Annotated in this window: 18 protein-coding genes; 5 read left to right on the plus strand and 13 right to left on the minus strand. The window is 69.4% G+C overall.

The annotated features are described in order from the left end of the window. Positions 1 to 68 precede the first annotated feature (68 nt). The 4 genes from H4N58_RS19955 to H4N58_RS19970 all read right to left on the minus strand — a co-directional run bounded on the left by H4N58_RS19955 (position 69) and on the right by H4N58_RS19970 (position 2,716). Positions 69 to 500, minus strand: a complete 432-nt coding sequence (locus H4N58_RS19955) for a hypothetical protein (protein ID WP_167000635.1) — start codon at positions 498 to 500, stop codon at positions 69 to 71. Between the two features lie 37 nt (positions 501 to 537). Next, entirely contained in the window at positions 538 to 1,176 is a 639-nt protein-coding gene (locus H4N58_RS19960; RefSeq protein WP_167249663.1) for a TetR/AcrR family transcriptional regulator, read from the minus strand. A 447-nt stretch (positions 1,177 to 1,623) separates the two neighbouring features. Then, entirely contained in the window at positions 1,624 to 1,986 is a 363-nt protein-coding gene (locus H4N58_RS19965; RefSeq protein WP_167000637.1) for a DUF4180 domain-containing protein, read from the minus strand. Between the two features lie 61 nt (positions 1,987 to 2,047). Then, positions 2,048 to 2,716: a 4a-hydroxytetrahydrobiopterin dehydratase gene (locus H4N58_RS19970; protein WP_167249661.1), complete on the minus strand. Its 669-nt coding sequence runs from the start codon at positions 2,714 to 2,716 to the stop codon at positions 2,048 to 2,050. Between the two features lie 83 nt (positions 2,717 to 2,799). On the opposite strand from H4N58_RS19970, the gene H4N58_RS19975 reads away from it, so the two are divergent. Continuing rightward, complete coding sequence (locus tag H4N58_RS19975; protein ID WP_167249659.1) at positions 2,800 to 3,267, plus strand: thioesterase family protein; 468 nt, start codon at positions 2,800 to 2,802, stop codon at positions 3,265 to 3,267. A 12-nt stretch (positions 3,268 to 3,279) separates the two neighbouring features. On the opposite strand, the gene H4N58_RS19980 is transcribed toward H4N58_RS19975, so the two are convergent. Genes H4N58_RS19980 through H4N58_RS19990 form a run of 3 tightly spaced genes read right to left on the minus strand, consistent with a single transcriptional unit; the run spans position 3,280 to position 5,075 of the window. Then, the gene (locus tag H4N58_RS19980; protein ID WP_167249657.1) at positions 3,280 to 3,867 is read right to left on the minus strand and encodes a TetR/AcrR family transcriptional regulator; all 588 of its coding nucleotides are present in this window, start codon (positions 3,865 to 3,867) and stop codon (positions 3,280 to 3,282) included. Between the two features lie 9 nt (positions 3,868 to 3,876). After that, positions 3,877 to 4,662, minus strand: coding sequence for an MFS transporter (locus H4N58_RS19985; RefSeq protein WP_167000641.1), 786 nt, complete (start codon positions 4,660 to 4,662; stop codon positions 3,877 to 3,879). Positions 4,663 to 4,685: 23 nt separating this feature from the next. Continuing rightward, complete coding sequence (locus tag H4N58_RS19990; protein WP_243845053.1) at positions 4,686 to 5,075, minus strand: helix-turn-helix domain-containing protein; 390 nt, start codon at positions 5,073 to 5,075, stop codon at positions 4,686 to 4,688. Positions 5,076 to 5,210: 135 nt separating this feature from the next. Between H4N58_RS19990 and H4N58_RS19995 the strand changes: the two genes are divergently transcribed. Continuing rightward, positions 5,211 to 6,623, plus strand: coding sequence for an MFS transporter (locus H4N58_RS19995; RefSeq protein WP_243845052.1), 1,413 nt, complete (start codon positions 5,211 to 5,213; stop codon positions 6,621 to 6,623). Here the strand turns inward: H4N58_RS19995 and H4N58_RS20000 are convergent. Beyond that, entirely contained in the window at positions 6,611 to 7,468 is an 858-nt protein-coding gene (locus H4N58_RS20000) for a CHAD domain-containing protein (protein ID WP_167249653.1), read from the minus strand. The two genes, H4N58_RS19995 and H4N58_RS20000, sit on opposite strands and share 13 nt — an antisense overlap. 9 nt (positions 7,469 to 7,477) lie before the next feature. After that, on the minus strand, positions 7,478 to 8,584 hold the full coding sequence (locus H4N58_RS20005) for an alanine racemase (protein ID WP_167249651.1): 1,107 nt from the start codon (positions 8,582 to 8,584) through the stop codon (positions 7,478 to 7,480). A gap of 66 nt (positions 8,585 to 8,650) precedes the next feature. Between H4N58_RS20005 and H4N58_RS20010 the strand changes: the two genes are divergently transcribed. Then, complete coding sequence (locus tag H4N58_RS20010) at positions 8,651 to 8,896, plus strand: hypothetical protein (protein ID WP_182397124.1); 246 nt, start codon at positions 8,651 to 8,653, stop codon at positions 8,894 to 8,896. 35 nt (positions 8,897 to 8,931) lie between these two features. Here H4N58_RS20010 and H4N58_RS20015 read toward each other — a convergent pair whose 3' ends face one another. The 3 genes from H4N58_RS20015 to H4N58_RS20020 all read right to left on the minus strand — a co-directional run bounded on the left by H4N58_RS20015 (position 8,932) and on the right by H4N58_RS20020 (position 10,069). Next, positions 8,932 to 9,393, minus strand: coding sequence for a VOC family protein (locus H4N58_RS20015; RefSeq protein ID WP_167000648.1), 462 nt, complete (start codon positions 9,391 to 9,393; stop codon positions 8,932 to 8,934). Positions 9,394 to 9,457: 64 nt separating this feature from the next. Next, positions 9,458 to 9,583 (minus strand): hypothetical protein, encoded by a 126-nt coding sequence (locus tag H4N58_RS20780; protein ID WP_255490672.1) that lies wholly within the window; start codon positions 9,581 to 9,583, stop codon positions 9,458 to 9,460. A 24-nt stretch (positions 9,584 to 9,607) separates the two neighbouring features. Further along, complete coding sequence (locus H4N58_RS20020) at positions 9,608 to 10,069, minus strand: iron chaperone (RefSeq protein WP_167249649.1); 462 nt, start codon at positions 10,067 to 10,069, stop codon at positions 9,608 to 9,610. Positions 10,070 to 10,254: 185 nt separating this feature from the next. Between H4N58_RS20020 and arr the strand changes: the two genes are divergently transcribed. Next, complete coding sequence (arr, locus tag H4N58_RS20025; RefSeq protein ID WP_167249647.1) at positions 10,255 to 10,683, plus strand: NAD(+)--rifampin ADP-ribosyltransferase; 429 nt, start codon at positions 10,255 to 10,257, stop codon at positions 10,681 to 10,683. A gap of 329 nt (positions 10,684 to 11,012) precedes the next feature. Further along, positions 11,013 to 11,372 carry an MmcQ/YjbR family DNA-binding protein gene (locus H4N58_RS20030; RefSeq protein ID WP_167000654.1) on the plus strand — a complete coding sequence of 120 codons (360 nt, stop codon included), beginning with the start codon at positions 11,013 to 11,015 and terminating at the stop codon, positions 11,370 to 11,372. A gap of 36 nt (positions 11,373 to 11,408) precedes the next feature. Here the strand turns inward: H4N58_RS20030 and dnaB are convergent, their stop codons facing one another. Beyond that, positions 11,409 to 12,782 carry a replicative DNA helicase gene (gene dnaB, locus H4N58_RS20035; RefSeq protein WP_208322287.1) on the minus strand — a complete coding sequence of 458 codons (1,374 nt, stop codon included), beginning with the start codon at positions 12,780 to 12,782 and terminating at the stop codon, positions 11,409 to 11,411. Positions 12,783 to 13,028 lie beyond the last annotated feature (246 nt).

Raw genomic sequence — 13,028 nt, forward strand, 5'->3', positions numbered from 1 at the left:
CAGGTCGTCTCTCACTGTGCGCCTGGTGTCCGGTGGCGGCAACCGGTGGCGCGCTGGCGCGAGGGTGCTCAGCCGTCGCGCCGCCGGTCGCGCCATGCGCCGGTCGCCCACAGCGCCCAGAGCACGAGCAGCGGCTGGAAGAGCAGGCGGATCGCCCGAGCACGGTCGTCGTTCAGCCCGAACGCGTCGGTGTGCGTCACGTACTGCGAGATGTTGCCGGGGAAGATCGCGACGAAGAATGCTGCCGTGAGCCAGCCGACGGCGACGCGCTTGCCGGGCAGACCGATCAGCGCACCACCGAGCCCGATCTCGACGAACCCGGAGGCGAGGACGACGGTGTCGCCGTCGAGCGGCACCCAGTCCGGCACCTGCGCGAGGAACTCCTGACGCGCGAACGTCAGGTGGCTGATGCCGGCGAAGAGAAGGAACGAACCGAGCGCGAGGCGCCCGATCGTACGTGGCGCGGAGAGCGACCTCGTCGCGGATGCGTCGTCGGACATGAGACCTCTGTTCGCCGGAGGGGTGTCGCCGCCCAGCCTAGGGGCAGAGTCGCACCAGCAGCGCTGCACACTCGCGGCGCAGGGTCTCGAGCGCTTCGAGGTCGCCGGCGAGGAAGTCGATCAGCGAGCGCAAGAAGAGCCCGTCGTAGAGCGCGTACGCCACCGGCGAGGTGATGGTCGGCGGGCTGTCGGCAAGCTCGGCGTACCGCTCGACCACCCGCCAGATCATCTGCTCCAGCAGCAGGTCGATCTCCTTGATGACGCCCACGAGCTCGGCGGTGAACATGCTCTGGTTGCGCAGGTCGTACCACATGCGGTGGAGCGTGCTCTCGTCTCGCAGCGTCTCGGCCATCGCCTCGGCGAAGCCGTCGCGCAGCTCGACGGACGTGGTCGCCGTCTCGAGGATCTCGTCGTACTGCTTGACGCAGTCCTGCTTGTACTGGCGGATGCAGTGCTGCATCAGGTCGAGCTTGTCGCTGAAGTAGTAGTGCACGACGCCGTGCGAGAAGTCGGAGTTCTGGGCGATGTCCCTCAGCCCGGTGTGGGCGTATCCGTTCGCCGCGAGCGTCACCAGGGCGGAGTCGGCGATCTCGGCCCGGCGGCGCTCGAACTTGTCGACCGCGGCGCGCTCGGCGCGTGCGCGCTGTCGACTCCTCGGACCCTCGGTGATGCCCATCTCGTCCATCGTACGGCCGGAAGAAGGGCCAGCCCGGTACTTTTCTGGACGAATGCCTACAAAAATCTTGTCAGTCGTCAAGATTTCTGGTCTGCTAAGAGCGTCATCGGTTCGCGGCCTGTGACAGAGGGGCTCGGCGTCGGCGGGGGCGGCACCGAGCCCCTCTTGCAACGCGCGGGCCAAGTGCTCCGCAGCAGGCCATTCTCGGGTGAGACGACACCATCGAGACGGGCTATCGCGTCGTGACGCCCGGATACCCGGGCTTCGAGATCGAGGTCGAGGCGCTCCGCGAGAACCCCGACGTGATCGCGAACCTCACCGTCCCCGAGACCCGGGCACCAGGAGACGTGGGTCGACCACGACAACGACGACCGCGCACCGCTGCTGTTTATCGCTGGCGGCAAGGGCCGCGGGCTGAGGCGCTGGCGAGCACCGGCCCGGGCTCGCTCAGGCGGGCGAGAGCCGACCCGCGAGCGCGCTCTCGTCCGCGACGAACCAGGTCTGGGTCCCACGGTTCGCCTCGCGGACGAAGTCGCGGAACGCGTCGCTCCCCGCGACGTGCCCTGCGACGTCGCCGACCACCGCGAGCCGCAGCCGGTAGTTGACGAGCTTCTGCGTCACCTCGCCGAGAAGACCCGACCGGAGGCGGAAGAACTCCGGGGACAGGCGTGCGACCGGCACCGCGATCAGCTGTGCCTCGCACCCGAACGCGTCGCCCACGAGATCCAGCGCGTCCTGCTCGCTGGAGATTGCCGGCCCCTCGGCGTCGACGAGGAGGACGCGGACATCGCCGTACTCTGTGGTGCGCATGCCCAGACCGTACGGGCGCAGCGGCGGGCCGTCGAACGGATTCCGTGGCGCGAGACGCGAGTCAGCGGTCCTGCCAGGTGCAGAGGCAGACCTTGTTGCCCTCCGGATCGGCGAGGACCCAGAAGCTCGGCGCCTCCGCCTCGCTCACGAGCGTGCCACCGGCGGCAACCGCGGCGTCGATCCTCGGCCGCACCTGCGAGGGCTCGACCCACACGTCGAGGTGCCAACGCTGTCTCGGCTCCTCGCCGCCGGACGGCTGGAACCAGATCGTCGGCAGCGCACCGTACGGGTCGATCACCTCGTCATCCACCTCCGACGACGACGCATCCTCCATCGCGAGCGCGGCACGCCAGAACGGCAGCACTCCCTCGTACGCAGGGGTGTCGAGCCCGAGCTCCAGCCGCGAGACGGTCGCACACTCCATGATGATGTCGGCGCCCGCGGCGGCGTCGGCGACGAGCCCGCTGATCGTGCGCGCGAGACCGACGTCGCGCTCGGTGATGCCGCCGGCGTCGTGACTCGTGAGCCGGACATCGACGTGGGTGTAGCGCAGGTCGACGTCGGGATGGTGGCCCATCTCCTCGGCCGCAGCACCGATCGCGTTGACGAGCGCCAGGCCCGTCGCGAAGTCGGGCGTACGGATGCGTGTCTGGAGGCCGCCGATCAGGTTCGCCCACCCGTCGAGCCGCTCGTCGGCGATCTGCGGGCCGGTCAGTCTCTGCGTGCTCATCGGTCCATGCTCGCGCGACGGTGCCGCGCTGTCACTCCTCAGACCTGTCGACTTTACGACCGATCGGTCGTAAAGTTGCGTGCATGACACTCACCAACGACAAGACGCCTTCCCTGGACGAGCCGTCGTACGGGGTCGTGGTCCCCGTCCGCGTCTATCTCGACGACCTCGACGGGTTCGGGATGCTCAACCACGTCGAGTACGCGCGGCTGTTCGACCACGCGGTCATCGACTTCTGGACCGACGCGGGCTGGGTGCTCGACCCGACCTCGTCGGTGCAGGTGATCCGCGAGGTCCACCTCACCTTCCACCAGCCGATCACGGCGATCGGCGACGTCGCCGTGCACCTGTGGGTCGACCAGGCGGGGCGCACGAGCGTGAACTACCGGTTCCGGATCACCTCTGCCGACCGCACCATCCTGCACGCGGAGGGCTCGCGCCGTCTCGTCAACCTCGACCCGGCGACATTGCGGCCGACACCGCTGACCGACGAGCAGTGGACCTACGCGGCGCCGCTGCTCGCCGACCACGTGGAGCGGCCGGCTGTCTGAGTGCTCGTACGGTCAGGCGAGTGCGGCGATCGCGTCGAGGGCGCACGCCAGGGCGAGGTCGAGCTCGGCCTCGGAGTCGAAGAGGACCGACCGCGTGATGCCCGCGGCGAGGAACGCATCAAGCTGGAACGCGACCGTACGCCCGTCACCTCCCGCCGCGACCGCATCGACCGCGAGCAGATCCAGCCACTCCTGCTTGAGAGCACGGACGGCGTCGGCGATCGGCCCTTCCTGCGCCCCGAACTCCGACGACGAGGTCACCAGGAAACAACCGCCAGGGAACACCCGCCTGCGCGCGTACGCGGCCCAGCTCTCGACCAGCGCACGCAGACGCGGTGCGCCCGGCTCCGTCGACCAGACCGGGGCGACGACCTCGGCGATGACCACCCGGCGGGCCTCTGCGATCGCCGCGAGCTGGATCGCCTCGCGGTTCGCGAAGACGGTGAGGATGCCGCTCTTGCTCACGCCGGTGGCCGCGGCGAGCCCTCCGACCGACAGGGAGTCGAGCCCGTGCAGCGTCGCGACGTCGGCGGCCTCGCGGGCCACCTTGCGCCGCGTCGCGTCGCCGCGCGCGCGCCGTCCGTCGGTCGTGGTGCTCATGGGTCGAGTCTAGGTTCGACTGCGCCGCCGCAGGAGCAGCAGCGCATTGACGGCCACGATCGCGATGGCCGCGACAACCGCCGTGGCGACCAGCGCGCCTGACGTGTCCCGTACGGCCACGACCACTCCGACGAGCGCCCACACCAGCGCCGCCGCATAAGCGATCGAGCCGCCGATCAGCGCGCTGAAGCCCACGGCGACCAGGGCGACGAGGGCGAGGGCCCACACCTGCCAACTGGTCTCCATCCCGTCGAAGTCACCGTCGGCCACGAGCGCCGTGCAGACGTTGAGGCCCCCGGCGGCGGTCACCCACCCCGCGTACAGACCCGTCGTCGCCCGCGCCAATCGCGTCAGCCACGTCGGCGCCTCGGTGTCGGGAGTACGGGCGGCGGCCACGTGCGCCGCATCGACGGCGATCACGACCATCACAAGGAGGATCACGGCGGTGATCCACGACCACTCGAAGGCCGAGGCGACGATCCAGAGCGACGCGCCCAGATACAGCAGAGCCAGGTCACCGAGGAGGCGGCCAGACGCCACGGTGCCGGTCGCACGCTTCACGAGCACGGCGATCGCGTAGGCGATCGTCAGGAGATAGACGAGGCTCCAGATCGAGAACGTGTAGCCCGAGGGCGTGATCAGCAGGTCGTCGCCCTGGCTGCTCGGTGGAGCGCCGAGGTCGCCGAGCGCCTGCACCGCCGGGGTCACCACCTGGACGATCGCCGCGACGAGCACCACCCAGGCAAGCGCGCGTGAGGGTCGGGTCGGCGTGCTCGTGGTCGGTGAAGTCGTCATCCCGTGCCACGCTACCGGTGATGTCAGCGTGCGGCGCGGTCGAACTCCGCGCGCGCCTGCACGATCTCCTCCTGGTGCTTCTCGGTCCACTGGACCAGCGACTGGATCGTGCCGAGGAGGGTGCATCCGAGCGGGGACAGACAGTACTCGACGCGCGGCGGCACCTCTGCGTACACCGTCCGGCAGATCAGGCCGTCGCGCTCGAGGTTGCGCAGCGTGACCGTCAGCATGCGCTGACTGATCCCGTCGATGGCGCGACGCAGCTCGTTGAACCGCATCGTCTTCTCCTCGAGGAGCGAGATCACGAGCAGAGACCACTTGTCGGCGATCCGGTCGAGGATCTGACGTACCTCGCAGCCCTCGCGCGCGTCCCACTGGAACACGTCCCAGCGGGGCTCGTCCTCCTCGGTCACTTCAAGAGGCTCGGTCACTTCAAGAGAACTAGGTGATGTCGAAGTGCGTACTTCCGCCATGCCCCCATCCTCACCCAGACTGATCGCAGTTACAAGAAGTAACCAGGCTGATGTTTGGTAACCCTAGGAGCCCGCGTGACCGTCGCACCCGTCTTCGATCCACCCGCACAGCAGATGACACCGCGCTCATGGGGGTTGCTGCTCGTCCTCTGCGGCGCCCTCTTCCTCGAGGGGATCGACATCGCGATGCTCAACGTCGCCGTCCCCGCGATCGCCGCCGACCTCGGGCTCGCGACCGGGACCGCGCACTGGATCATCAGCGCGTACGTCCTGGGCTACGCCGGCTTCATGCTGCTCGGCGGCCGCTCGGCAGACCTGTTCGGGCGGCGGCGCGTGTTCCTGGTCGGGCTCACCGTCTTCGTCGCGTTCTCCGGAGTCGGTGGTTTCGCGGACTCCGGCTGGCTGCTCGTGACCGCACGCTTTGCGACCGGAGTCGCCGCGGGGTTCATGACGCCGGCCGGATTCAGCATCGTCACGTCGAGCTTCCCGGAGGGACCGCTGCGCAACCGCGCGCTCTCCGTGTACGGAGCCGTCGGTGCAGGCGGGTTCACGCTCGGGATGGTCGCCGGCGGGCTGCTCACCACCGCGAGCTGGCGCTGGGTCTTCTTCGCCCCCGTGGTCCTCGGGGCACTCCTCCTCGTCGTCGGCCGTGCCCTGATCCGTCCCGACCAGCCACGCTTCCCCTCGACCTCCGGGTTCGACGTCGTCGGCTCGGTCACGGTCACCGCCGCGATGGTGTCGATCGTGTTCGCACTCGTGAGCCTGGGCGAGGGACACACAGCGACGGCCGCGCTCACCCTGGCCGGCGCCGCCGCGCTGCTGGTCGGCTTCGTCCTGTGGGAGCGCCGCTCCCCTGCGCCGCTCCTTCGCCTGAGCATCCTTCGCCACGGGATGCTCCTCTCGAGCAGCACGGCCGGGCTGCTTTTCATGGGCGCGTTCTTCGGATTCCAGCTCCTGGTCACGCTGTACCTCCAAGAGCTCCGCGGCTGGACTCCGCTCGAGACCGGCCTGACCTTCGCGATCATGGGCGCGGACATGGTGATCGCGCCGCTCCTCACGCCGCTCCTGGTCGCACGGCTCGGCACCGCGGCGGTGATGACGGCCGGGTTCGCCAGCGCGACCGCGGCGTTCGCGCTGACCCTGCGACTCGAAGCCGACTGGACGTACGTCGACCTGCTCCCGACGCTCCTGCTGGTCGCCTTCGCCTTCGCGTTCGCGTATGGGCCGCTCGCCGCGGCTGCGACCGAGGGGCTCGACGAGTCCGAGCACGGCGTCGCCGGCGGGATCGTCAACACCGCCTTCCAGTTCGGCGCGGCGCTCGGCCTCTCGGCGGTCACGATCGTCCTCGTCGGCGCGAGCCCCGAGGACGCGACCCTGGACGACTATCGGCGGGCGTTGTTCGTGCCGACGGCGGCCGCCGCGCTCGCTGTGGCGATCGGCGCGACCGCGTGGGCGCGTAGGCGGGGTGGAGCGCGTCAGCGGAACTGAGCGAGCGCGCTGCGCAGGTCGTCGACCGCGGCTGGGAGCTCGTCGAGCTTCTCGGCCGCCTCGACCTTGGCGCGCGCGGCCGGGCCGTCGCTGACGCCGCCTGCCGCCTCGTACGCCCGGGCGAACGCGAGCAGGTCCCGGACGTCGCCGAGGAGGTCGTGGATCTGCTCGGCGCTCACCGCCAGCGCATCTGCCTTGGCACCGAAGAGTCCGACCGGGGGGCGAGTGACGGACTCGACCGCATAGCGCAGGCGTCGCGCCGCCTTGCGCAGCTCGTGCAACGCGACGTCATCACCGGGACCCGAGGTCGCCGCCGCGGCTCGACGCAGCACCCTGTCGCCCTCCTTGACGATCCTGCGACGCACGCCGCGCTTCGTACGACGCGACGCCTTCGCGGTCCGAGGGGGCGCGTCGAGGAAGGCCGCGAGATCCGCCCGACGGTCCCTCGCCTCGACACTCACCCCGCGGCGTGCGACCGCACGGTGGGCGTCGCGGTACGCGGTGCGGAGCTCGTCGAGCATCCGGGCGCCAGCGGCGTCGTCGTCGTCGTCGTCGAGGAACCGCTCGGCCACCGCGATCCTCACCTCGAGGTCGCGTGCCTCGCCGAGCTCGCGTCCCCAGTCCCGGTAGGTGCGGTGCAGGCGGCGGACCGTGTCGGCGTCGAAGAACGGCCGGTACGCCGCAAGCGTGCTGCGTAGCCGCCGTACGGCCTTGCGGTGCGCGTGAACGCCGTCGGGCTGGTCGAGCACGGCCAGGCCGAGCGTCGCGTCGAGCTGGTCGGCGATCGCGTCGAGACTGCGGGCAACCGCGTCACCCGCGTCGTCAGGGTGATCGTCTCCGCTCACGGTGCTCCCTCAGCCGTTCTGCCCGCGCGCCGCGACGGTCCACGTCGCCACCTCTCCATCGTCGCGGACGTGAACCCGATCGGCGAGGTTGATCGCGGTGCACACGTGGTTCGGGAGAACCGCGACCCGGTCGCCGACCGCCGGGACGTCCGCCGGGTCCGCGCCGCTCACGTCGACCACGCCGTGGTGCTCCCAGATCCGGTCGATGCGCGCGCCGGGGACTCCGAGCAGCACTCCGTGCCCGTTGACGTACGGCGGCCGGTCGGCGGCGAGGGTCTTGGAGCCTGCATCGAGGACGAGGCGATCCGGCGCGGGCGCGCTCACCACCGTGGTGATCACCGCGAGCGCGACCTCGTCCGGGCCGGCCGTCCCCAGTGCGACCTGCTGCGCGTCCTGGAACGCGTACACACCCGGCCGCGTCTCGGTGACGACCTCTACGTCGGTCGCCTCGTACGACGGAGTCGCCCCGCCGCTGCGGATCTCGCACGGCAGTCCCTCTGCGGCGAACGCGTCGGCGGCACGCGACAGCGCACTCGCCTCGTCAGCTGCGGCGGGCGCGCCTGCGCCGAGCGCGTACCCCTGACCAGGGAAGGTGAACACCCCGCCGACCCTCAGACCACGCTCGGTGGCGTGCGCCGCGAGCAGGCCGGCTTCCTCGGGCACGACACCCGTACGACGCAGCCCGCACTCGACCTCGACCAGGACCGAGAGGCGCGGGTGGTCCGCGAGGCCGTGGCGAACGAGGGCGTCGATGCCGTCACGCGAGTCGACGCCGAGGATGACCGTCGCTGCGTCGAGCAGCCGCCGCAGCCGGTCCGCGAGATCGTCCGTCGCAAGGACCGGGTACGCGACGAACAGGTCGTCGAACCCGGCCTTCGCGAAGCACTCCGCCTCCCCAACGGTCGCGAGCGTCAGGCCACGCGCTCCGGCCGCGACCTGCAGCCGCGCGATCTCCGGGATCTTATGGGTCTTCACGTGAGGACGCAGCCGCAGACCGCGGTCGTCGCAGAGCGCCTGCGCGCGGGCGAGGTTGCGTCGCAGCGTCGGGAGGTCGACCGCAAGGAACGGTGTCGCGATCCCCTGCCAACGATCCGGTGACCAGCGTTCCTCGCTCATGGCCGTCAGCCTAGGCCCGTCAGGAATCGAGAAGCACGCCGTCTGGCCCACGCCTAGCGTGACGTCATGTGCATGAGGATGAACGCCCTTCCGGCTCACGACCGGCCCGAACGCCTCGACGACCTCGTACGGCTTCGCCGTGTCCGTGACCGGCTCGAGCGGGAATACGCCCAGCCGTTGAACGTCATGGCACTCGCCGCCGGTGCCCGCATGTCGACGGGCCAGCTCATTCGGCAGTTCGAGCGCGCCTACGGCGAGCCGCCGTACGCCTATCTGCGGGCACGGCGCCTCGAGCGCGCCCTCGCTGCCTGACCCTGGAGTTTGCCGCGCCAGCTCGCGAGGGCCGGTCAGTCCAGGCAGAACTCGTTGCCCTCCGGGTCGGCCATCATGACGTGCCCGGCCTCCAACGGCGGCGCGGGCTCGAAGCGGCGCAGGCGGGTCGCCCCCAAGGCGACGAGCCGCTCGCACTCGGCCTCCAACGCGTCCATCCGCGCGTCTCCCTCCAGCCCAGGAGCCGCACGGACGTCGAGGTGGAGGCGGTTCTTGGAGGCCTTGTCCTCCGGCACCTGCTGGAAGAACACCCTCGGGCCCTTGCCGTCGGGATCCTCGATGGCAGAGCGCGAGTTGCGCGCCTCCTCAGGGACACCGATCTGCGCGAGGAAGTCGTCCCACGCAGCGAGCGGATCGTCGCCCTCTGGGACGTCGACGCCGGGCGGGCCGGGGTGGACGTATCCCAGGACGTCACGCCAGAAGGTCGACAGCGCCCTGGGATCGTGCGCATCGAAGGTCACTTGGAATTCGCGGCTCATCGCTGGCTCCGTTCGTCGGCATGTCGCACGCCACTCTGGCACGGCCAACCGACAGAAGCCGGTGTCAGCAAGCGATCTCCTTCACCTCGCCGCGAGACAGGTGGAGCCCCGCGGGCAGCACGTGCAGCACCGCGAGGCAGAGCGCGGCGAGCGCCAGCGTCATTGGGATCGTGTCGACCCACCCCATCATCGGCAGACCCGCACGCCATGGTCGTCAGCTTGCCGCGCGCTTCACGAGCTGCTCGATCTTCTCCGCGTCGGCGTCGGTGATCTCGGTCAGCGCGTACGACGTGGACCACATGCTGCCCTCGTCGAGCGTGGCAGACTCCTCGAACCCGAGCGTCGCGTACCTGCCGTCGAACTTCTCCGCGGCCTTGAAGAAGCAGACCACCTTGCCAATCTCGTCGGTGTAGGCCGGCATCCCGTACCAGGTCTTGGCGCCCAGCTGAGGCGCGACGCGAGAGACGATCGCGTGGATGCGCTCGGCCATCACACGGTCGGAGTCGCCCATCTCGGCGATCTTCGTGAGCACGGCCTTGAGGTTGTCGGCCTTCTTCTTGCCGCCTCGCCCCTCCGCCTTCAGCTCCTCGGCGCGCTCCTTCATCGCGGCGCGCTCGTCGTCTGTGAAGCCGACGCCGGTCGATTCCTTCTGGCCGGCCTTCTTGGTGGTGGTCATCGGATGCTCCTCGTGGTCTCGGTCGACGTGGTGTCGTCGTGCTCGCCACGATGCCGGAGCCGCACGAGGGACGCTTCTCGATTCGTGATCGATGCGCGGGCTGCGCGTCGGTGAGCTAGCGTCCACACGAGCGCGACGGGTGGACGCTGGGCCACCGACGTGCGTGAACGCCGACGGGAGTGCGCATGACGAACGAACCGACCCGGTCCGCAGCCGACGATCCCGGACCCTTCTTCCACGGAACGAAGGCCGAACTGCAGCCCGACGACCTGCTCGCTCCTGGCTACGGCTCCAACTACGGCGAGCGGCAGAAGGCGAACTTCATCTACATGACCGCGACCTTGGACGCCGCCACCTGGGGAGCCGAGCTGGCCGTGGGCAACGGGCCCGGGAGGATCTACGAGGTCGTCCCGACGGGGCCCTTCGAGGACGATCCCAACCTGACCGATCAGCGGTTCCCGGGCAACCCGACGCGGTCGTACCGCACGCGAGAGCCGCTGCGCGTCGTCGGCGAGGTCGAGGACTGGACGCCGCACTCTGCTGAGGAGCTCCAGCACATGCGGGACCACCTCGCCGAGCTTGAGCGGCAGGGCATCGAGGCCATCAACGAGTGAAGCCGTCCAGGGAACGCGCGCGTTCTCCGCACTCTCGCCGCCGACCGAGACCGACGTCGACGAGCATGAGGGTGGTCGACTCGTTGTCGGCACCGTCGTTCGTGGACACAGCCGCCAGCCGGTCATCCGGAGACCACTCCGCCATCGCCAGGTCGCGTGATGCCTCGATGCCGTCCGTCAGGTCTCGGCGATGTTGACAACCCCTGGAAGGGCAACCTCTGATGCGACGACCCGGGTGCAGCAAGGCCGTCAATCCCTGAGCGATGACTCGGGCCCGCTGGCGCAGTCGAACTGGGAAGGGAGCAGGTTCAGAGGGAGGACTCTCGGCGATGGCGGTGATCGAGGACGTCCGGCCGCTCGGCAGCGCGCTCGAGCGCTCGTACGAGGTGTACGTACGAGGCCGGCTGAAGTTCCGCGTGAAGCAGATCGTCTATGTGGCGTTCTCCCTCGACGAGACCGTGATGGAGTTCGCATTCCCCAAGGAGGAGCGGGCCGCTCTCGTCGCGAGCGAGCCGCGCAAGTTCCAGCTGCCGGTGCAGTCGGACATGCGGTTCAACTGGGTCCGCTCCGACCTTGCGGCACTAGACCGGGCTGAGGCCCGCGAGCTCGTCGTCGACGCCTGGCGCATGGTCGTACCCCAGAAGCTGTCCCGCGCGTACGACCTCACCCATCCCGACGGCCCGGGGTGACGGACCGCCCGGGCCCAGGGCGTGCGGTGAGCTGGCTCAGCCGAACTCCTTCGGCATGTCGATGAACCGCGAGTAGTGGCCCTGGAACGTGACCGTCGCCGAGCCCGGCTGACCTGAACGGTTCTTGGCGACGATGAAGTCGGCCTCGCCCAGACGCTCGGACTCCTGCTCGTACATGTCCGGTCGGTGCAGCAGGACCACGATGTCGGCGTCCTGCTCGATCGAGCCGGACTCACGCAGGTCGGACAGCATCGGTCGCTTGTCGGTGCGCTGCTCCGAGCCACGGTTGAGCTGGCTGATCGCGATGATCGGGACCTCGAGCTCCTTGGCGAGCAGCTTGATCTGACGCGAGAACTCCGAGACCTCGACCTGGCGGTTCTCGACCTTCTTGCCGGAGGTCATCAGCTGGAGGTAGTCGATGACGATCATCTTGAGGTCGTGGCGCTGCTTGAGGCGCCGTGCCTTCGCCCGGATCTCCATCATCGTCATGTTGGGCGAGTCGTCGATGTACAGCGGCGCCGCCGCCACCTCACTCATGCGACGAGCGAGCTTGGCCCACTGGTCGTCGGACAGCGAACCCGACCGCATCTCGTGCAGACCGACGCGCGCCTCGGCGGACAGCAGACGCATCGTGATCTCGATGCGGCTCATCTCCAGCGAGAAGATCGCGGTCGTCAGCCCGTGCTTGATGGCCGCCGATCGGCAGACGTCGAGGCCCAGCGTGGACTTGCCGACACCGGGTCGTGCGGCAACGACGATCATCTGGCCGGGGTGGAAGCCGTTGGTGAGCCGGTCGAGGTCGACGAACCCGGTCGGCACGCCCGCCATCTGCCCGTCGCGGGCCGCGATCGCCTCGAGCTCGTCGAACGTCGCCTCCATGATGTCGTTGAGGACCGTGTAGTCCTCCGACGTGCGCTGCTCGGTCACCCCGAACACCTCGGACTGCGCGGTGTCGACGATGTCGTCGATCTCGCCCTCGCCTGCATAGCCGAGCTGCGCGATCTTGGTGCCGGCCGAGATCAGTCGCCGCAGGATCGCCTTCTCGCGGACGATGTCGGCGTAGTAAGACGCGTTGGCCGCGATCGGCACGTTGGCGACGAGCGTATGGAGGTAGGGCGCGCCGCCGATCTTGGCCAGCTCGCCTCGGCGCTGGAGCGCAGCGGACACGGTGACGGCATCAGCGGGCTCGCCGCGGCCGTACAGGTCGAGGATCGCGTCGAAGATCTCCTCGTGCGCCGGACGGTAGAAGTCGATCGACTTCACCGCCTCGAGCACGTCGGCGATCGCGTCCTTCGAGAGCATCATCGCGCCGAGCACGGACTGCTCGGCGTTGTTGTCCTGAGGTGGGGTGCGGTCGACCCGGCTCCCGCCGTACTCGTAGTCGTCCGGCGGCTCCGGAACCGACCCCAGCTCGGCAACGCTCACCCGCGCCACTCCTCCACGCTCGACCCCGATTGCGACACCCCACGCCCCCACAACGGCACGCCGTGAATCACAGGTCTGTCATTCACGCTTCGAGCGTACGGGGGACCACCGACGAAGCTTCGAGAGCCATCCCGGACCCGCACCAGGAGGTTCGAAAACATCCGTCGAACGAGAAGCAAACTACGCGCATCGCGATGCCGGCTGCCAGTCGTGTGCGGCTGTGGATGCACA

The sequence above is a fragment of the Mumia sp. ZJ1417 genome (assembly GCF_014127285.1).
GTDB lineage: Bacteria > Actinomycetota > Actinomycetes > Propionibacteriales > Nocardioidaceae > Mumia.